Source organism: Microbacterium hydrocarbonoxydans (genome assembly GCF_023715885.1).
Classification (GTDB): Bacteria; Actinomycetota; Actinomycetes; order Actinomycetales; family Microbacteriaceae; genus Microbacterium; species Microbacterium hydrocarbonoxydans_C.
In genome coordinates, this window is sequence record NZ_JAMBOY010000005.1 from 180,676 (window position 1) to 199,356 (window position 18,681).

22 protein-coding genes are annotated in these 18,681 nt (G+C 70.2%); 12 read left to right on the forward strand and 10 right to left on the reverse strand.

What is annotated here, in order from left to right:
* Positions 1 to 51: 51 nt before the first annotated feature.
* Complete coding sequence (locus M3195_RS14175) at positions 52 to 1,494, forward strand: MFS transporter (protein ID WP_251588556.1); 1,443 nt, start codon at positions 52 to 54, stop codon at positions 1,492 to 1,494.
* A gap of 45 nt (positions 1,495 to 1,539) precedes the next feature.
* Here M3195_RS14175 and M3195_RS14180 read toward each other — a convergent pair whose 3' ends face one another.
* The 4 genes from M3195_RS14180 to M3195_RS14195 all read right to left on the reverse strand — a co-directional run bounded on the left by M3195_RS14180 (position 1,540) and on the right by M3195_RS14195 (position 5,682).
* Positions 1,540 to 1,935: a hypothetical protein gene (locus M3195_RS14180; protein ID WP_251588558.1), complete on the reverse strand. Its 396-nt coding sequence runs from the start codon at positions 1,933 to 1,935 to the stop codon at positions 1,540 to 1,542.
* Between the two features lie 52 nt (positions 1,936 to 1,987).
* The gene (locus M3195_RS14185; RefSeq protein WP_251588560.1) at positions 1,988 to 2,911 is read right to left on the reverse strand and encodes a serine hydrolase; all 924 of its coding nucleotides are present in this window, start codon (positions 2,909 to 2,911) and stop codon (positions 1,988 to 1,990) included.
* Positions 2,912 to 3,101: 190 nt separating this feature from the next.
* On the reverse strand, positions 3,102 to 5,066 hold the full coding sequence (locus tag M3195_RS14190) for a M13 family metallopeptidase (RefSeq protein WP_251588561.1): 1,965 nt from the start codon (positions 5,064 to 5,066) through the stop codon (positions 3,102 to 3,104).
* A 46-nt stretch (positions 5,067 to 5,112) separates the two neighbouring features.
* Positions 5,113 to 5,682: a DnaJ family domain-containing protein gene (locus tag M3195_RS14195; RefSeq protein ID WP_251588562.1), complete on the reverse strand. Its 570-nt coding sequence runs from the start codon at positions 5,680 to 5,682 to the stop codon at positions 5,113 to 5,115.
* A gap of 90 nt (positions 5,683 to 5,772) precedes the next feature.
* Between M3195_RS14195 and M3195_RS14200 the strand changes: the two genes are divergently transcribed.
* Positions 5,773 to 7,092: an MATE family efflux transporter gene (locus M3195_RS14200; protein WP_251588563.1), complete on the forward strand. Its 1,320-nt coding sequence runs from the start codon at positions 5,773 to 5,775 to the stop codon at positions 7,090 to 7,092.
* Positions 7,093 to 7,223: 131 nt separating this feature from the next.
* Complete coding sequence (locus tag M3195_RS14205) at positions 7,224 to 7,544, forward strand: hypothetical protein (protein ID WP_251588564.1); 321 nt, start codon at positions 7,224 to 7,226, stop codon at positions 7,542 to 7,544.
* Between the two features lie 34 nt (positions 7,545 to 7,578).
* On the opposite strand, the gene M3195_RS14210 is transcribed toward M3195_RS14205, so the two are convergent.
* The gene (locus M3195_RS14210) at positions 7,579 to 8,253 is read right to left on the reverse strand and encodes a TrmH family RNA methyltransferase (protein ID WP_251588565.1); all 675 of its coding nucleotides are present in this window, start codon (positions 8,251 to 8,253) and stop codon (positions 7,579 to 7,581) included.
* Positions 8,254 to 8,322: 69 nt separating this feature from the next.
* Here M3195_RS14210 and M3195_RS14215 point away from each other — a divergent pair, with 69 nt between their 5' ends.
* The 6 genes from M3195_RS14215 to M3195_RS14240 all read left to right on the forward strand — a co-directional run bounded on the left by M3195_RS14215 (position 8,323) and on the right by M3195_RS14240 (position 12,247).
* The gene (locus tag M3195_RS14215) at positions 8,323 to 9,606 is read left to right on the forward strand and encodes an Nramp family divalent metal transporter (protein WP_251588566.1); all 1,284 of its coding nucleotides are present in this window, start codon (positions 8,323 to 8,325) and stop codon (positions 9,604 to 9,606) included.
* A gap of 57 nt (positions 9,607 to 9,663) precedes the next feature.
* Complete coding sequence (locus M3195_RS14220) at positions 9,664 to 9,966, forward strand: hypothetical protein (RefSeq protein ID WP_251588568.1); 303 nt, start codon at positions 9,664 to 9,666, stop codon at positions 9,964 to 9,966.
* Positions 9,967 to 10,004: 38 nt separating this feature from the next.
* A complete protein-coding gene (locus tag M3195_RS14225) occupies positions 10,005 to 10,637 on the forward strand; it encodes a metal-dependent transcriptional regulator (RefSeq protein ID WP_251588569.1) in 633 nt (210 codons plus the stop codon).
* Positions 10,638 to 10,699: 62 nt separating this feature from the next.
* Positions 10,700 to 11,509 carry an HAD-IIA family hydrolase gene (locus M3195_RS14230; RefSeq protein WP_251588570.1) on the forward strand — a complete coding sequence of 270 codons (810 nt, stop codon included), beginning with the start codon at positions 10,700 to 10,702 and terminating at the stop codon, positions 11,507 to 11,509.
* Position 11,510: 1 nt separating this feature from the next.
* On the forward strand, positions 11,511 to 12,077 hold the full coding sequence (locus M3195_RS17145; protein ID WP_251588571.1) for a YdeI/OmpD-associated family protein: 567 nt from the start codon (positions 11,511 to 11,513) through the stop codon (positions 12,075 to 12,077).
* Positions 12,074 to 12,247, forward strand: coding sequence for a hypothetical protein (locus M3195_RS14240; protein WP_251588572.1), 174 nt, complete (start codon positions 12,074 to 12,076; stop codon positions 12,245 to 12,247). The genes M3195_RS17145 and M3195_RS14240 overlap by 4 nt, the downstream gene beginning before the upstream one ends.
* Positions 12,248 to 12,264: 17 nt before the next feature.
* On the opposite strand, the gene M3195_RS14245 is transcribed toward M3195_RS14240, so the two are convergent.
* On the reverse strand, positions 12,265 to 13,431 hold the full coding sequence (locus M3195_RS14245) for an anhydro-N-acetylmuramic acid kinase (RefSeq protein WP_251588573.1): 1,167 nt from the start codon (positions 13,429 to 13,431) through the stop codon (positions 12,265 to 12,267).
* 208 nt (positions 13,432 to 13,639) lie between these two features.
* Here M3195_RS14245 and M3195_RS14250 point away from each other — a divergent pair, with 208 nt between their 5' ends.
* Entirely contained in the window at positions 13,640 to 14,035 is a 396-nt protein-coding gene (locus M3195_RS14250; protein WP_251588575.1) for an apolipoprotein A1/A4/E family protein, read from the forward strand.
* A 25-nt stretch (positions 14,036 to 14,060) separates the two neighbouring features.
* Here the strand turns inward: M3195_RS14250 and M3195_RS14255 are convergent, their stop codons facing one another.
* Both M3195_RS14255 and pyrE read right to left on the reverse strand, forming a co-directional pair.
* Complete coding sequence (locus M3195_RS14255) at positions 14,061 to 14,963, reverse strand: ROK family protein (RefSeq protein ID WP_251588577.1); 903 nt, start codon at positions 14,961 to 14,963, stop codon at positions 14,061 to 14,063.
* Entirely contained in the window at positions 14,960 to 15,520 is a 561-nt protein-coding gene (gene pyrE / locus M3195_RS14260; RefSeq protein ID WP_251588578.1) for an orotate phosphoribosyltransferase, read from the reverse strand. The genes M3195_RS14255 and pyrE overlap by 4 nt, the downstream gene beginning before the upstream one ends.
* 37 nt (positions 15,521 to 15,557) lie before the next feature.
* On the opposite strand from pyrE, the gene M3195_RS14265 reads away from it, so the two are divergent.
* Both M3195_RS14265 and M3195_RS14270 read left to right on the forward strand, forming a co-directional pair.
* Entirely contained in the window at positions 15,558 to 16,418 is an 861-nt protein-coding gene (locus tag M3195_RS14265; RefSeq protein WP_251588580.1) for an exodeoxyribonuclease III, read from the forward strand.
* 13 nt (positions 16,419 to 16,431) lie between these two features.
* A complete protein-coding gene (locus tag M3195_RS14270; RefSeq protein WP_251588581.1) occupies positions 16,432 to 17,241 on the forward strand; it encodes a Cof-type HAD-IIB family hydrolase in 810 nt (269 codons plus the stop codon).
* Between the two features lie 4 nt (positions 17,242 to 17,245).
* On the opposite strand, the gene M3195_RS14275 is transcribed toward M3195_RS14270, so the two are convergent.
* The gene (locus tag M3195_RS14275) at positions 17,246 to 17,914 is read right to left on the reverse strand and encodes a YbhB/YbcL family Raf kinase inhibitor-like protein (RefSeq protein ID WP_251588582.1); all 669 of its coding nucleotides are present in this window, start codon (positions 17,912 to 17,914) and stop codon (positions 17,246 to 17,248) included.
* Between the two features lie 115 nt (positions 17,915 to 18,029).
* A complete protein-coding gene (locus M3195_RS14280; protein ID WP_251588583.1) occupies positions 18,030 to 18,656 on the reverse strand; it encodes a dihydrofolate reductase family protein in 627 nt (208 codons plus the stop codon).
* Between the last annotated feature and the right edge of the window lie 25 nt (positions 18,657 to 18,681).

The window sequence follows — 18,681 nt, forward strand, 5'->3', positions numbered from 1 at the left end:
CCGTCCGGGCGATCGGGTCCGGGTGGCCAACACCGCCGATAGCCTGAAGGGATGGGAGAGACCGACGATCGCGCGCGCAGGAGACTCTCCCGAAAGGTTCCGCGCTGGGCGATCGTCGCAGTGCTGGCCTTCGCCGGTCTCTGCTCGTCATTCATGTTCACGCTCGTCGTGCCCCTCCAGGCGGAACTCCCCCGCCTGCTGAACGCCTCGCGCGAGGACACCACCTGGGTGGTCACCATCACCCTCCTCGTCGCCGCGGTCGCGACGCCGATCTCCGGACGCCTCGGCGACATGTACGGCAAGCGTCGGGTCGTGATCGTGCTGCTCGGTCTGCTCATCGTCGGCTCGCTGATCGCCGCCCTCTCCGGCTCGATCGTCGGCGTCATCATCGGCCGGGCGCTGCAGGGCGCCGTCACCGGAGTCGTCCCGCTCGGCATCGCGATCATGCGCGACGTGCTGCCGCCGGAGCGCCTCGGCACGGCCGTCGCACTCATGAGCGCGACCATGGGCGTCGGAGGCGCGATCGGGATGCCGGTCGCCGCACTGCTCGCAGAGAACGCCGACTGGCACTGGCTGTTCTGGCTCGCCGCCGGACTCGGCGCCGTCGGTCTCGTGCTCGTGCTGCTCGCCATCCCCGAGGACGTGCTGCGTTTCCCGGGCCGCCTCGACGTGCTCGGCGCCATCGGGCTCGCGATCGGCCTCACCGGCATCCTGCTCTTCGTCTCCCGCGGCGCCGAATGGGGCTGGACGGCCCCGCTGACTCTCGCGAGCATCATCGGCGGCGTCGCCGTGCTGCTGACCTGGGGCTGGTACCAGCTGCGCACAGATGACCCACTGCTCGACCTGCGCGTGGCCGCCCGTCCCGCCGTGCTGTTCACGAACATCGCCGCCATCGGCATGGGCTTCGCGCTGTTCGCCTCGAACGTCACCTTCCCGCAGCTGCTCGAGATGCCGGTCGCGACAGGGTCGGGCTTCGGCCTCGACATGGTGTCGGCGGCGCTCGTGGTCATGCCGGCGGGTCTCGTGATGATGGTCATCTCGCCGCTGTCCGGGTGGCTCGAACGCACCGTCGGACCCCGGCCGCTCTTCACGGTCGGCGCGGTGGCGATCGTGCTCGCCTACGTGTTCGTGCTGCTGTGGTCGAGCGAGGTCTGGCACATCCTCGTGGCCAACCTCCTGATCGGCGTCGGAATCGGCTTCACGTTCGCCGCGATGCCGATGATCATCATGCGCTCCGTGCCTGCGAACGAGACCGGCGCCTCGAACGGTCTCAACGCGCTCTTCCGCTCGGTGGGAACATCGAGCGCCTCCGCGGTCATGGGCGGCGTGCTCGCGGCGATGAGCGTCGACGTCGGTGGGGTGGCGGTGCCCGCCCGCGACGCGTTCGCCGTCTGCTTCTGGCTCGCGATCGCGGCCGGCATCGTCGCGGTCGTGCTGTCGCTGTTCATCCCGCGGCAGCGTGCGACCGAGCAGCACCCGTCGCTTCCGGGTTGATGCCCGAGGGCGGACGGAGTCCCGCTGCGCGTCGCAGCGTTCGCGTCACAGCACCCGCGGGTCGGGGTCACCGGAGCGCGGCGGGCGCAGACGCGTCGGGATCGGCCAGGGCAGCACGTACTGCTGCGTCGGGGGACGGTTGACGTCGCCGAAGTCGTCGATCTTGACCACGATGCGACCGGGTGCGGCCCCGTCGTCTGGCGTGACCTCGAGGATGCGCACCCGCAGCGGTCCGCCCGCCTCGTCGTCGAGCACCCAGGGATCGGCGAGCCAGGCGATCCCCCGGTCGTCGAGAGCAGCCTCGGCGTCGAGCCAATCGGTCGGGTCGGAGCACACCCGACCGAGCACGTCGACAGCGACCCAGGCGTCGCCGGAGGGGCGGATCCAGCCCAGCAGCTCGCCGTCGTCTCGGCGATGCGGGGTCCAGTCGGTGCGCGGCATCCCTCGATGCTAGCGAACCGGTGTCGCCGGGCGCCGGTCGTGCCGGCGGGGGCTAGTGCGTATACTCCATGAGCTCGACCCCGAGCACGCGGAAGGCGTCGTGCGCCCGCAGCCGGTGGGTGATCGAGAGGTCGTCGAAGCACACGATCAGCGAGTAGGCGACGCCCGCGCGCGGGCCCGCGAGCACGCCGGCCTCGGCACGCACACCGCGGTCGCGGCCGGTCTTGTTGATGAACAGCAGGCCGTGCGCGTCGTGGTCGTGGGCGAACGGATCGAGGCCGGTAGAGGCAGCGACCAGGCTGAGGTCCTGGTTGAGGCTGAGCCACTCCGACACCTGAGCGCTCACGGGCGCCCCGACGACCTGCGAGTTCACGAGCGCCGAGAAGAGGCCCGCGAACTCCCTGGCCGAGCCGACCGCGACCTGCGGGGCGTCGTCGGGGCCGCGTTCGTCGCGGAACCGGTCGAGAAGCGCCGTACGGCGCAGGCCGAGGTCCTCGATGCGCTGCCGCACACGGTCATGGCCGACGCGGGTGAGCAGCGCGTTGACGGCGATGGGGTCGCCGGCCGTCGCCGCGAGCACCGCGAGGTCTTCGAGCGGCAGCGCAGGGGCGTGCAGATGACGCCACACCCCCGAGGTCGAGACCGAATCGACCGCCGACCGGTCGACGATCTCGAGCGGGTCGAGCGCACCCGACTCGAACGCCGCAGCGACCTCGATCAGCAGCGGGACGACTCCGAGACCCGCGACCGGCATCGTGACGTGATCGTCGCCGGCCAGCACGTGCACATGACTGTCGAGATCGACGACGTGCACCGAGACCTGGGCGCCCGCGTCCGCGAGCTGCTCCAGTGCCCGGAGCGTCGACGTGAACGAACGGCGCCCCTCGGCAGCGCGCCGCGGCAGGCGGCGTCCCGCTCGCTGGGAGCGGCGCAGCGAGGCCAGAGGAGGCCCATCGAGAGGCTCGGGAGCGCCCACGCGTGATCCTTACAGGGGGTCGGATTGGCGGGATGCCGGGGGCTCGCGGCCTACGGCACGGATATCGTAACCCCCGGGGGTGAGGATGCCCTACAGACGACGATGATCGGTCACGAGAACGTCACATGCCGGACGGCAGGGCACCCCCTCCCGGGGCGATCCGGTCGCGCGGAGCCGCACGACGTGGAAGTCACCAGATGGTGACGCGGGAGTCCTCCGGCAGCCACAGCGCGTCATTCTCCGTCACGCCGAACGCCTGGTAGAACGCGTCGATGTTGCGCACGATCTGGTTGCAGCGGAACTCGTTGGGCGAGTGCGGGTCGATCGTCAGCAGTCGCAGCGTCTCGGCCTCACGGCTCTTCTGCTGCCACACCTGCGCCCAGGACAGCAGCAGCCGCTGCACCCCGGTGAGACCGTCGATGACCGGTGCCTCGGCTCCGCCCAGCGACAGCTCGTAGGCCTTGAGCGCGATGCCGAGACCGCCGAGATCGCCGATGTTCTCGCCGATGGTCAGGGCCCCGTTCACGTGGTGCTCCGCGTCGAGGCCCTCGGGCACCAGCTCGTCGTACTGCGAGATCAGCGCCGCGGTGCGCTCCTCGAATGCCGCGCGGTCGGCATCCGTCCACCAGTCCTCGAGCTTGCCGTCTCCGCCGTACCGGCTGCCCTGGTCGTCGAAGCCGTGGCCGATCTCGTGTCCGATCACGGCACCGATCCCGCCGTAGTTCGCCGCCGCATCGCGCGAGGCGTCGAAGAACGGGTACTGCAGGATCGCCGCCGGGAACACGATCTCGTTCATGAGCGGGTTGTAGTACGCGTTGACCATCTGCGGCGGCATGTACCACTCGGTCCGATCGATGGGTGCACCGACCTTGTCGACGTTGCGGTCGTGTTCGAAGATCGCCGCGCGGCGGACGTTGCCGAGCAGGTCGTCGCGATCGATCGTCAGCGTCGAGTAGTCGCGCCACACCTCGGGGTGACCGATCTTCGGAGTGAAGGCGTCGAGCTTCGCGAGAGCGCGCTCGCGCGTCTCCGCCGTCATCCACTCGAGGTCGGTGATGCTCTGCCGGTACGCCTCGATGAGGTTCGCGACGAGCTCGTCCATCGCCGCCTTCGCCGTCGGCGGGTAGTGCCGCTCGACGTAGACCTTGCCGATCGCCTCGCCCAGCGCCCCCTCCGTGACCGAGACGCCGCGCTTCCACCGCTCGCGGATCGTCGGTACGCCGGTGAGCTCGGTGCCGTAGAAGGAGAAGTTCTCCTGCACGATCTCATCCGTCAGGTACGGCGCGGCGGCGTGCACGACCTGGGCGCGCAGCCAGGCCTTCCAGTCGTCGAGGCGGTCGGCGGTGAGCAGCGTGCCCAGTCCCTCGAGGAAGCTGGGCTGGTAGACGACGGCCTCCGCGAACGCGTCGGGGTTGGTCGGTGCCACGGCCTCGCGCCAGGGCGTGAGGTCGACGCCCACCAGCGACTGGATCTCGTCCCAGGTCTTGAGGTTGTAGGTGGCGACCGCGTCGCGGCTTCGGACGTTGTCCCAGTGGTGCGCGGCGACCTCGCCCTCGAGGGCGATGGAGCGTTCGGCCTGCGTCGCGGCATCCGCGACCCCGGCCAGGGCGAGCAGACGCTCGAGGTGAGCGCGGTAGGCCGCGCGCGTTCCCTCGAAGGTGTCGAGACGGTAGTAGCTCTCGTCGGGCAGCGAGAGCCCCGACTGCACGAGGAACGGCACGTACCGCTCGGGGTTGCCGGGATCGGGCTCGATGTAGAGGCCGATCAGGTGGGCGCGCCCGTCGCGGTCGTACGCGCCGACGGTGCGGAGGAATGCCGAGACGTCATCGATCGCGTCGATCTCGGCGAGCGTGGCGGCCAGAGGCGAGACACCGGCCGCGGCGATGCGCTCGGTGTCCATGAAGCTCGCGAAGAGATCGCCGATCTTCCGGGCGAGGGTGCCCTCCTCGGCATCCTGAGACTCTTCGATGATGGTGCGGACGTCTTTCTCGGCCTGCTCGGCGAGGAGATGGAACGAGCCCCACCGCGCCTTGTCGCCGGGGATCTCGGTGCGCGCGAGCCACGCTCCGTTGACGTGGCGGTACAGATCGTCCTGCGGACGGATGTCGGAGCTGAACTCGGAGGTCTCAAGGCCAGAGGGAAGCACGTCGGTCATGCGACCAGCCTATGCGGGCCGCCGACATCGGCGGCGGGCACGTCGTTCAGTCGGGCCGATCAGCCTTCCGACGAAGGCGGAACCGGCGCCGACGCGGCTCGTCGGATGCGGGCGCGGATGCTGTGGCGGAGCGTGCTGCGCGGCGCTCGCGCCACGCCGCGACCTCGGCATCGACGTCGCGCGGGGCCGTGACCACGGGCGGGCCGCCCTGCAGCTGGCGGCGAGCCTCGATAACCCTCCGGTTGAAGTCCTCGAGCACGGAGCGCACGTCGTCCTCGCGTCCGAGCAGATCGAGCTGGGCGTCGAGCTCGCGATCCTCGGTGCGCAGCATGATCGCGGGTGGGCCGAGCCCCGTGAGGTTCTCGGTCTCGATCTTGCGACGGATCCACCAGTCCGGATCGTGGTGCGCCCCCAGCCCCTCGATCGGCTTGCCCGCACCGGGCAGGTCGTCGAAATCGCCGCGGCGGATCGCGACCTGGATCGCCGACTCGATGAACGCCGCCCGGTCGACAGCCGCGGCTGCGCCGGGAGTCGTGGCGACCCGGGACTCCTCGTCCCCCTCGTCGGCCTGCCTCTGCGCGCGGTACCTCGCCGCGGCCTCGCGTGGATCGGTCATGGCGCACCTCCGTGCCTCCGGTCCTCTCCACCCTAGAACGCGGAGCACGCGCTCGGGCCGGGCGTCGGTGGCACCCCATAGGCTCGGAGGATGACCGGGCGCACCCTCAACCGCGAGATCCTGCGGCTCGCGGTTCCGGCGCTCGGGGCGCTGATCGCCGAGCCCGCCTTCCTCATCGTGGACGCCGCGCTCGTCGGCCACCTCGGGACCACACCGCTCGCCGGTCTCGGCATCGCCGGGGCCGTGCTGCAGACGATCGTCGGCCTCATGGTGTTCCTCGCCTACTCCACGACGCCTGCCGTCGCTCGGCACTTCGGCGCCGGCCGTCCCGGCGACGCCGTCTCGGTCGGCGTGAACGGCATGTGGCTCGCACTCGCTCTGGGCGCGGTGCTCGCCGCCGCGGGTGCTGCGTCGTCCCCCTGGCTCGTGTCGCTGTTCGGTGCGAGCGAGGCCGTCTCCGAGCAGGCAGGCGCGTACCTCGTCGTATCCATGTGGGGTCTCCCCGCGATGCTGATCGTGTTCGCCGCGACCGGCCTGCTGCGCGGGATGCAGGACACGGTGACGCCCCTCTGGATCGCCGGCCTCGGCTTCGGCGCCAACGCGCTGCTCAACGTCGTGTTCATCTACGGTCTCGGCTGGGGCATCGCCGGGTCGGCCGCCGGTACCGTCGTGGCCCAGTGGGGCATGGTCGGCGCGTACGCGCTGGTCGTCCGACGGCTGGCCGCGAAGCATCGGGCGTCGCTGCGCGTGCAGCGCGAGGGTCTCGGACGCACGGCGCGCTCGGGCGGCTGGCTGTTCCTGCGCACCGTGAGCCTGCGCGTCGCGCTGCTCGCGACGGTCGCCGTGGCGACCGGAATCGGCACGTCGGAGCTCGCGGGCTGGCAGATCGTCTTCACGATCTTCTCCGCAGCCGCGTTCGCCCTCGATGCCCTGGCCATCGCCGCGCAGGCCCTCATCGGCAAGGAGCTGGGCGCGGGCGACGAGCAGCAGGTGCACCGGGTCCTGCAGCGCACGGTCGCGTGGGGCGTGTGGTTCGGCGTGATCGTCGGCGCGGTCATCGCGGCGCTCTCGGGGGTGCTGGGCATCGTGTTCACGGGCGACACGGCGATCGCGACCCTGGTGCAGCCGGCGCTGCTCGTGCTCGCGGTGGCGCAGCCCATCGCCGGAGTGGTGTTCGTGCTCGACGGCGTGCTGATGGGGGCGGACGACGCCCGATACCTCGCGATCGCCGGCGGGCTGAACCTCGTGCCCTTCCTCCCTGCCCTCTGGATCATCGCCGCGACCGGAGTGAGCGGCGCGGCCGGGCTGATCTGGCTGGCCGTCGCGTTCTTCGGGGTCTACCTCCTGGCACGTCTGGCCACGCTGGGATGGCGCGTGCGCTCCGGGGGTTGGGTGTCTGCGGGCGCCTGAGCGCAGCATCTCCTCCTGCACATGTCCGCCGCGCACAGCGCCTTCCACACTCCCCGAAGTTTTCCGGGATACAGCGTCCGCACGGCTCGCGCCGCCCCGCATCATCGAGGGACACTGAAGGGATGCTGGGGATGAACGAACCACAGGTGTGGACACTGATCGGCGTCTTCGCGGCGGGGATGTGCGGCACGATCACTCTGATCGTGACGATGTTCGCGCGCATCATGAAGACGGAGTTCGCGAGCGTGCGGAACGAGTTCGCGAGCGTGCGGAACGAGTTCGCGAGCGAGTTCGCGAACGTGCGCACCGAGATCGCGAGCGTGCGCACGGAGATGACTCTCGGCTTCGAGGCCGTTCGCGCGGAATTCCGTGCCGTGCACGGCCGCATCGACACCCTGGATCGCGACGTCAACGCGATCTACCGCCACCTCTTCGGCATCGACCGCAGCTGACCGAGGTCGCCGTCGCCGAGGCCGGGGTCGCCGCTCAGACCGCGTGCCTGCGGCACCACTCGTACATGATCACGGCGGCCGCGGCACTGGCGTTGATGGAGCGCGTCGAGCCGTACTGAGTGATCTCGACGTGAGCGGATGCCGCGGCGAGCGCCTCGTCGGAGAGTCCAGGGCCCTCCTGCCCGAACAGCAGCACGCACCGCGAGGGCAGGTCGGCACGGTCGACCGGCACAGCGCCGTCCACGTTGTCGACCGCGATGATCGGCAGCTCCTGCGTGCGCGCCCATTCGGTGAAGCCCTCCACGTCGTCGTGGTGCACCACATGCTGGTAGCGGTCGGTCACCATGGCGCCGCGCTTGTTCCAGCGTCGGCGGCCGATGATGTGCACCGTGTCGGCCAGGAACGCGTTCGCGCTGCGCACGATCGACCCGATGTTCATGTCGTGCTGCCAGTTCTCGATGGCGACGTGGAACGGGTGCCGACGGGTGTCGAGGTCGGCGACGATGGCCTCCAGGCGCCAGTAGCGGTACCGGTCGATGACGTTCCGGGTGTCGCCGGCGGCGAGCAGGTCGGGATCGTACTGCTCACCCTGCGGCCATGCACCCTCTCCGCCGGGCCAGGGGCCGACGCCGTAGCCCGGCTGGGGCGACGCCCCGTCGTCGGCCGATCCGCGCGGCGCGGGGTGCTCGGAGAGGGGCTGCACGTCCATCACGCCAGGGTATCCCCGCGCTACCGAGTCGATATTTAGGGGCGCCGAAATATCCGCTACGATTTCGGCATGCCTAAAAATGACGTCCTCGAGACGCCGTCGTCGCGCGTGGCCCCGTCCCGCAGCCTGTGGCTGCTGGGCCCCGCCCTCGTCGCCGGAGTCGCGTATCTCGATCCGGGCAACGTCGCGAGCAACATGACCGCAGGTGCCCAATACGGGTACCTGCTCGTCTGGATCGTGGTCGTGGGCAACGTCATGGCCTGGCTCATCCAGTACCTCTCGGCGAAGCTGGGCGTGGTGACCGGGCAGAGCCTGCCCGAGGTGATCGGCACGCGGATGCGACGCGCCTGGGCCCGCCGCGCGTACTGGCTGCAGGCTGAGCTCGTCGCCATGGCCACCGACCTCGCCGAGGTCATCGGCGGAGCCGTCGCCCTCAATCTGCTGTTCGACGTCCCGCTGCTGCTCGGCGGCCTCATCACAGGCGCGGTCTCGATGGTCCTGCTCGGCGTGCAGAGTCGGCGCGGTGCCCGTCCGTTCGAGTTCGTCATCATCGGCCTCATGGCCATCATCACGGTGGGCTTCGTAGCCGGCCTGTTCATCGCTCCTCCCGACGGCGCGGCCGTGGTCGGCGGTCTCGTTCCCCGCTTCGAGGACACGGGCTCGGTGCTCCTCGCCGCCTCCATCCTCGGGGCGACGATCATGCCGCACGCGATCTACGCCCACTCGTCGCTCACCCGCGACCGCTTCGGCTCCGCCACCGCGCACGCGCCGACCGAGGCGGCGCGCACCGAGAGCTCGCGCATCCGTCGTCTGCTCACCGCGACCCGGTGGGACGTCTCGATCGCGATGCTCATCGCAGGGTCGGTGAACCTCAGCATCCTGCTGCTCGCGGCGGCGAATCTCGCCGGCGTCGAGGGGACCGATTCACTCGAAGGAGCGCACGCCGCGCTCGCCGCCGGTCTCGGCCCCGTCGTCGCGACGTTCTTCGCGGTCGGCCTCCTCGCCTCGGGCCTGGCATCGACGTCGGTGGGCGCGTACGCCGGCGCCGAGATCATGCACGGACTGCTGCGCGTGCGGATCCCGCTCCTCGCCCGACGGCTGGTGACGCTGATCCCCGCCCTGGTGATCCTGGGTGCCGGAGTCGACCCGACTCTCGCGCTCGTGCTGAGCCAGGTCGTACTGTCCTTCGGCATCCCGTTCGCGCTCATCCCGCTCGTGGCACTGACCGCCCAGAAGCGCACGCTCGGCGCGTGGGCGAACCGGGGGTGGACGACCGCCGCCGGGGTGATCGCCTCCGTGCTCCTGATCGCGCTCAACGGCGCACTGCTCTGGCTGGTTCTCACAGGAGCTTGAGCCGCCGACCGTGCAGAGCGCTCTGCCGGCTCGCCGCCGACGATTAGGCTCGATGACATGTCTGCCGATTCCGCGCGCCGCACCGTTCGCATCCTCACCTGGATCGGGCTCGCGACCGGCGTCATCAGCGGCCTGCTCGTCGCCTTCCCGAAGGCGCTGCCCGTCGGCGGCCCGTGGGTGCAGCTGGCGCTCGGCGTCGCGACGCTCGTCCTCGCCTTCCGCGCGCGCAAGACCGGCATCGCCGAGGTCGAGGGCTTCGACGGACGGCTCTCGCTGTTCGCGGCCCTGCTCGGGTTCCTCGTGGTCTTCTTCGCGGGTCAGGTGGCCTTCGGCATCCTCGTCGCGGTCGCCAATCCCTGACCTCTGAGCGCCCGAACGGCCTCGCCTAAGCTGGAGCGGTGGCATCCCCGGCAGCAGACGACTACCTGAAGACGGTCTACGCGCACACCGAGTGGCAGGACGCGCCGATCACGCCGTCGGTGCTCGCCGCGAAGCTCGGCATCGCGCCGTCGTCGGTCACGGAGATGGTGAAGAAGCTCGCCGCCGCCGGTCTCGTCTCCCACGTGCCCTACGGGGCGGTGCGATTGACGGATGCCGGAACCCGGCGCGCGCTCGCCATGGTGCGGCGTCACCGACTGATCGAGACGTGGCTCGTACAGGAGTTCGGCTACGGCTGGGACGAGGTGCACGACGAGGCCGAGGTGCTCGAGCACACGATCAGCGACCGCCTGCTCGAGGGCATCGACGAGCGCCTCGGGCGCCCGCGGTTCGACCCCCACGGCGACGCGATCCCGGATGCGGATGGCAACGTCGACCGGGAGCCGTTCGTGCTGCTCGCGGACGCCCCGGCCGGTCACACCGGTCGAGTCCTGCGCGTCGACGACCGCGACCCCGAGCTGCTGCGCGCCCTCGATGCTCTCGGTCTGGTCGTCGCCGCGACGGTCGAGACGACGGCCTCCGGAATCCGCCTCGACGGCGCGGACGTCGAGCTCCCCGATGGAGCAGCCGACGTCGTCTGGCTGACCGCCTAGACCGGTTCGGGCAGCCCGCAGGCTGTCACCTCGCGGCAACACTCGCCCAATAGGCTGTGCACATGGGACACCGCGACGACATCGAGTGCTGGCTGACCGACATGGACGGCGTGCTCGTGCACGAGAACACCGCCATTCCCGGCGCGTCCGAGCTGCTCGCCGGATGGGAGCAGAACGAGATCCCGTACCTGGTCCTCACGAACAACTCGATCTTCACGGCGCGCGACCTGTCCGCCCGGCTCCGGGCCAGCGGCCTCGTCGTGCCGGAGGAGCGCATCTGGACCTCGGCTCTCGCCACGGCGGACTTCCTCAAGCAGCAGCTGCCCGGTGGGTCGGCGTTCGTCATCGGCGAGGCGGGCATCCTCACCGCCCTGCACGAGGCCGGCTTCATCATGACGGAGACGACCCCTGACTTCGTCGTGGTCGGCGAGACGCGCAACTACTCCTTCGAGGCCATCACGAAGGCCATCCGTCACATCATCAACGGCTCGCGCTTCATCGTCACGAACCCCGACGCGACCGGGCCGTCGGCCGACGGCGTGCTTCCGGCGACCGGCGCCATCGCGGCGCTCATCACCAAGGCGACGGGCAAGGAACCCTACGTCGTCGGCAAGCCCAACCCGATGATGTTCCGGTCGGCGCTGAACAAGATCGGCGCCCACTCGAAGAAGACCGGCATGATCGGCGATCGCATGGACACCGACATCGTCGCAGGCATCGAGGCCGGCCTGCACACGGTGCTCGTGATGACCGGCATCAGCGACGAGGCCGAGATCGAGAAGTACCCGTTCCGCCCCGACGAGGTCGTCGACTCGGTCGCCGACCTGCTGCCCACCGTCACCGAGTCGATCCCGACGCTCGACGAGGACTGACGTGGGCGCGCTCGACGACGGCGAACGGATCTCGGCGGCGGATGCCGCGGCCTGGCGCGCGTGGCTCGAGCAGAACCACGACCGCACGGCGGGCGTCTGGCTGCTGAGCGTGCGAGGCCGCTCGACGGGGGTCGGCTATGACGACGCCGTCCGGCAGGCGCTGTGCTTCGGCTGGATCGACGGCCCGGTGCGCACCTTCGACGACACGACCGTCGGACAGTGGTTCAGTCCACGCCGACGAGGCAGCGGATGGGCGGCGACGAACAAGGCCCGCATCGCCGAGCTCGAAGCGACGGGGCAGATGGCGGCGGCGGGGATCCGCGTGCTCGAGGCCGCACGCGCCGACGGGTCGTGGACCGTGCTCGACGGCCCCGAGGCGGGCATCGAGCCGCCGGAGCTCGCGGCGGCTCTGGATGCCGTGCCAGCCGCGCGCGACAATTGGGACGCGTTCCCGAAGTCCGTGAAGAAGTTCGGCCTCACGCACATCGCGATGGCGAAGCGACCGGAGACCCGCGCAGCGCGCATCGCCAAGATCGTCGCGGACGCGGCGGAGGGAAGGCGCCCGTGAACCAGTCCGACCTGCTCTTCCTGACCATCATCGCGATCATGTCGACGTCGCTCATCGTCCTCGTCGTGCAGCTCGTGCGCTCCCGCCGCCGCGGACCCGACGGCGGCGAAGGCGACGGCCGCGCCGGCTGGTGGGAAGGCCCCTGGGACGACGACGACCGCAAGCGCTGACCCGGCGGTCGCACGACTCAGCCCAGCGTGAGACTCCGCACGGACTCCACCGGCTCCGGCATCCGCAGCGGACCCCGTCCGGGCGTGATCGTGCCGAGGATGCGTGCCCCGCGCGCTCCCGTGCCGCCCGGCGTCACCGCAGGCACGCCGTGCATCGTGCACCATCCGATGAGGGCGAACAGGATCGCCTCCTTGCTGTCGACGGGCGCGCCGAGTTCGTCGGCGAGCACGACCTCGACACCCGGGAGCGCGTCGCGGAGCCCCTGCAGCAGGAGAGGGTTGTGGCAGCCGCCGCCGGAGACGGCGAGGAAGCTGATACCCACGGCGCGCACGTCCTGCGCGACCGTGCGCACCGTGAGCTCCGTGAGTGTGCGCACGAGGTCGGGGCCTGAGATCTCGCGCCCCTGCCGGCGTGCCTCGTCGACGTGGGCGCGCACGTATTCGAGGTGGAAGTGCTCCTTGCCCGTGCTCTTCGGCGCCGGAAGCGCGTAGTACGGGTCGGCGAGCAACGCGGCGAGCAGTGGATGGTCGACCGTTCCCGTTCGCGCGATCGCGGCATCCGCGTCGTAGCCGCGCGGGTCGAGTCCCTCGGCGACGACGACCGCGTCGACGAGCGCGTTGGCGGGTCCGATGTCGTAGGCGACGAGACCATCGGGTCCGACCACGGTCATGTTCGCGATGCCTCCGAGGTTCACGGCTGCCGAGACACCCGCACGGTCCCGGAGCAGCAGCTCGTCGAGGAACGACACCAGCGGGGCGCCGTGACCGCCGACGGTGATGTCGCGGACGCGGACGTCCGACACGACCGGAGCACCGACGCGCTCCGCGATCCAGGCCGCCTGGCCGAGCTGCAGGGTGCCGAGCGCATGGTCGCCATCCACCCAGTGGTAGACCGTCTGGCCGTGCGTGCACACGGCGTCGACTCCGCCGACCGCCTCGGATGCGGTTGCGGCGACCTCGGCGAACGCCTGGCCGATCAACGTGTCGAGCTCGCACACTTCGGCCAGCGTGGTCTGCGCGGGAGGGAGGGCGGCGACGAGGCGGGCGCGCAGCGCGGACTCGTACGGGACGCTGTCCTCGTGGAGCACGATGCCGTGCAGAGCGCCCGCCTCCTCACGGAAATCGACGACGGCCACGTCGATGCCGTCGTGCGAGGTGCCGGAGAGCAGTCCGAGTACGCGCATGAGTGTCCTTCCCGCGGCATTGGTTGATCCGAGCCTACGCGGAATTTGTTAAGGATGTAGACGGAACGTCACGGCCTCTCCTGCACATGCCTGGCTCATCATGGGTTCCTCCCCTGCTCGGTCAGGTGAGCCATGGGGCCGCACCGGCGGTCGGCGGGTGCCAGCTAGCATTCTGCGAAACCCGTCAGAGCCTCGTCAGAATAGGAGCATGTTCGTGTCCGCAGAGATCATCGCGGTCGTGCTCAGCGCGGTCGGCATCGTGGTGACACTTGGCACGAGCATGTTCATCGGCTTCGCCTGGTGCGTGCGTCGGACGGATGCGGTCGAACGGAGGCTCAACGACCGGATCGACGAGGTCGAGCGCAAGCTCAGCGCGCGGATCGACGAGGTCGAGCGCAAGCTCAGCGCGCGGATCGACGAGGTCGAGCGCAAACTCAATGACCGGATCGACGACGTCGAGCGCAAGCTCAGCGCGCGGATCGACGAGGTCGAGAGAAGTCTCACCGACCGGATCGACGCGGTGGGACACGAGACCACAGAGGTGAAGGTCGCCGTCGCCCGCCTCGAAGGTCCGGTGCCGCGCCTGCTCACCCGCACCCGCTGACCGGCGCTCCGAGTGCGCGAGTGCGTCAGCGCAGCACGAGCGCGGCGGCTCCGATCAGCGGCCCCTCGTCGCCCAGCCCCGACCGCACCACGCGGGTGCGACGGGAGTACTCGTGCGCGGCGCTCGCTGTCAGAGCCGCCTGCACCAGATCGATGTAGTCGGCCGACACTCGGGAGAACCCGCCGCCGATCGCGACGACATCGAGGTCGACCAGGGTGGCCGCGTCGGCCAGCGCCTGCCCGACGGCCGTGGCCGACCGTTCGATCGCCGCCCGAGCGACCGCGACACCCGCCGCAGCATCCTTGGCGAGATCCTCGCCGGTCGACCCCGTCCAGCCCTGCTGCTGCGCCCACGCGGCACTGGCCGGTCCGGAGGCGATCTCCTCGAGCGTGAGCCCGCCCTCGCGGCGAACCTGGCCGAGGTGCCCGGCGTTGCCGGTCGCCCCCGGGATGTATGCGCCGCCCACGACGAAACCGCCGCCGACACCCGTCGACACGACGATCGACAGCGACGCTCCGGCACCCTGTGTCGCCCCGAGCCACGACTCCGCGAGCGCGAGGGCGCCCCCGTCGTGGCCGAGCACCGTTCGCACGTCGACTCCGCGGATCGCGGATGCCGCAGTGTGCACGGATGCCGCGAGGCCGTAGCCACGCGCGAGCGGCATGTTAACGGGCAGGATCGCGCCGGCGGCGCGGTCGATGGGTCCGGCGCTGCCGACACCGGCGCCGACGAGCTCGGCATCCGCCGGCAGCGGCGCGAGGGCGTGCGAGACGACCGCGGCGACCGCGAGGTCGAGCGAGGCGAAGGTCGCTTCACGACCGGTGGGCTGGCGGCTGCGGCTGCCGTCGACGAGGGTGCCGTCCTCGCGGACGAGGGCGGCCTCCATCTTCGTGCCGCCGATGTCGACGGCGAGCGCGTAGCGGGTCACTGGGGGTCGAGCCCGAGGTCGTCGAGGTCGAAGGCGGCTCGCCATTCGAGCCCCTCGGCTTCGATGGCTGCCTGTGCACCGGTCTTGCGGTCGACGATCACGGCGACAGCGACGACCTCGGCGCCCGCCTTGCGAAGGGCTTCGACCGCCTTGAGCGCGGACTGCCCGGTCGTGGACGTGTCTTCGAGCACGACGACGCGCTTGCCCTTCACGTCGGCACCCTCGATCTGACGGCCTCGGCCGTGGTCCTTCGGCTCCTTGCGCACGACGAAGGCGTCGAGGGGACGATCCGTCGTGACAGAGGCGTGCAGCACCGAGTTCGCGATCGGATCGGCACCAAGGGTCAGCCCGCCGACGGCTGCGACGTCGAGATCGGCGACGAGGTCGAGCATGATCCGTCCGATGGCCGGCGCGGCGCGGTGGTCGAGCGTGAGCTTGCGCATGTCGACGTAGTACGTCGCCTTCTTGCCGCTGGAGAGGGTGAAATCGCCGTGGAACACCGCCTCGTCGGTGATGAGATCGAGGAGTGTCTGGCGGTCTGCGTCGAGTGCGGTCACGGCATCCAGTGTAGGAGGCACGCCCTAGGCTTGACGCATGCGCTTGGCCACCTGGAACGTCAACTCCATCCGCACCCGCGTCACCCGCACCGTCGAGTTCGCCGTCAGAGAAGACATCGACGTGCTGGCGATGCAGGAGATCAAGTGCAAGCCGGAGCAGTTCCCCTACGGCCCGTTCGAAGAGGCCGGGTATCACGTCGAGGTACACGGACTCAATCAGTGGAACGGCGTCGCGATCGCCAGTCGCCTGCCGATCACGGACGTGCGCACCTCCTTCGACGGGATGCCGGGCTTCGCTAAGGGGCACGAGGGACCGGATGCTCCGCTCGAGGCCCGAGCGCTCGGCGTGCTCGTCGACGGCGTACGCGTGTGGAGCCTGTACGTGCCCAACGGCCGTGCGCTCGGAGATCCGCACTACGCCTACAAGCTGCACTGGCTCGAGGAGCTCAAGAAGTCGACGGCCGCCGAACTCGCCGCGAACCCCGATCTGCCGCTCGCGCTGGTCGGCGACTTCAACATCATCCCGTTCGCCGAGGACAACGGCGACCCCGACATCGTCGAGGGCGTCTCCACGCATGTCTCCCCGCCTGAGCGCGCGGCGTTCTTGGCTCTCGCCGACGCCGGTGTGAGCGACGTCGTTCGGCCGCTGCTGCCCGAGGGGTACACGTACTGGGACTACCAGCGCCTCAAATTCCCCCGCAACGAGGGCATTCGCATCGACTTCATCCTCGGCTCGAAGACGCTGGCCGATGCGGTCACCGGCGCGGCGATCCACCGAGAGGAGCGCAAGGGCGAGCAGCCCAGCGACCACGTGCCCGTCGTCGTCGAGCTCGACGGCGGCCGTCTCGGAACGGGAGCCGCTCACGACGACGACGACCTCCCGATGATCTTCTCCTGACGATCGTGTGACCGTGCGCCTCATCGCGACCGATCTCGACGGCACGCTGCTCACGTCCGCCTCGGAGGTGAGCGCACGCACGAGGGCGGCTCTCGATGCGGCGCGGGAGCGCGGTATCCACGTCGTCCCTGTGACCGCCCGGCAGCCCATCGGTCTGCGGGCGATCGCGTCCGGCGCCGGCTTCGACGGCTGGGCGCTGTGCAGCAACGGGGCGTATGCGACGCACCTCACCGAGGGCGGGATGCTGTTCGCCGAGGAGCTGCCGGCCGAGACGATCCGGACGCTGGCTCAGGCGCTGGGCGACAGCATCCCCGATCTGCTGTTCGCGAGCGTACGCGAGGGCGGGGAGTCGTTCGTGGCGCAGCACGGCTACGCAGCGATCGCCGACCTGTCGGATCACAAGCGCGACCCGTCGACGATGGGGGGCGTCGACCTCGCCGAGGTGCTCGACGCTCCGAGCCTGAAACTCGTGATCCGGCATCCGGAACTCGCTCCCGCTGCCGTCTTCGATGCCCTGCGGGGCCTCGGACTGTCCGGCTTCGAGGTCACGCTGTCCGGCGCCCCGTTCGTCGAGGTCATGGCCGAGGGCGTCACCAAGGCGACGGGACTCGCGCGGCTCTGCGAGCACCTCGCGATCGACCGCGCCGATGTCGTGGCTTTCGGCGATGCGCTGAACGACGTCGAGATGCTGCGCTGGGCCGGTCACGGCGTCGCGATGGCGAACGCCCAGGATGCTGTGAAGGATGTCGCCGACGAGACGACCGCCTCGAACGACCACGACGGCGTCGCCCGGGTGATCGAGCGGATGCTCTCGTCACCCTGAGGTTCTACTCCTCTGCGCCCGCCGTCGCCGTGACCGTCATCGTGGCGCGGGCGAGCGTCACACTCGACGCGAAGAACTGCAGCAGCGGCGACGTCACACGCTGGTCCGCGGGGAACTCCGGCACATCCACGGCGGTGACCGTGATCCGGTACTCGTGGGTGCCGCTCGGCGGGGCCGCACCGATGAACCGGGCGAGGCCGGAATCGTTGGGAACCTGCACCGCTCCGGCGGGGAGACCGGCGCCATCCTCGGTGCCCGCGTTCTCGGGCAACGACGTCACGTGGGCGGGAATGTTCGCGACGGTCCAGTGCCAGAATCCTGAGCCGGTCGGAGCATCGGGGTCGTACACGCTGACGATGAAGCTGTCGGTCTCCTCCGGGAACCCCGCCCAGCTGAGCTGAGGCGACACGTCCCCGCCGCCCGGCACGCCGAAGAGACCCGACCGCTGCGGCAGCGCCAGTTCTTCGCCCTCGTCGACCGTTTCGCTCGTCAGCTCGAACGACGGGACCGGGACGGCCGACGCATCCGTCGCCGCCGACTCGCTGGGACGATCCGCGGGCGGCGTGACAGCACCCGGCGCCGCACAGCCGCCCAGGAGGAGGAGACCCGCGACGCTGAGCGTCGCTGCGAACCGGGGCACGACGCGCGTCGTGGGGATGGAAGTGAATGCCATGGGAGAGCTCCTTGATCGAGTGATCCCGGAGAGTGTCTTCCGGGGACGATCGAGACAACCCGTCATCGCACCGCGGCTCTTCCATATACCGATATAGGACGTTTCGGTTCGCGATTCAGTCCTCGAACGTGTCGACCGCTGGCGTCCGGTCGGTGCGACCGTAGCGGAGGAGCGTCACGCCCTCGGCATCCGTGACCGGGGGCTCGAGCAGCTCGAGCACCGAGGGCAGGGCGTCGTCGCGGAACACCTTCTTGCCGGCCCCGAGCAGGATCGGGTACACCCAGAGGTTGAGCTGGTCGAACAGCCCCTCCGCGAGGAGGGTGTGCACGAAGTCGATGCTGCCGATCACGTGCACCTCGTGGTGGCGGGCGCGCAGCTCGGCGATCTCGCTCGCCAGGTCGGATCCGACCCGGGAGCTGCCCTGCCACTCCAGTGGGAGGTCGGCGTCACGGGTCGCGACGTACTTCGGGACGCGGTCGAACAGTCGCCCGATCTCGCCGGAGGGGCCGTCGGTGTGCTGCGGCCAGTACGCGGCGAAGATGTCGTACGTGCGGCGACCGAGCAGCAGGGCGTCCAAGCCCGCCATGCCCTTCGCGACCTCGACGCCCATTCCCGACGCCGGGTAGCCGGCCTGCCAGCCGCTGAAGGCGAAGCCGCCCGACGTGTCCTCCCCCACGCCGCCCGGGCCCTGGGCCACGCCGTCGAGAGTCGAGAAGAGGTCGATGAGAATGCGTCCGGTCATGATGGTGCTCCTTTGCACGAGGGAA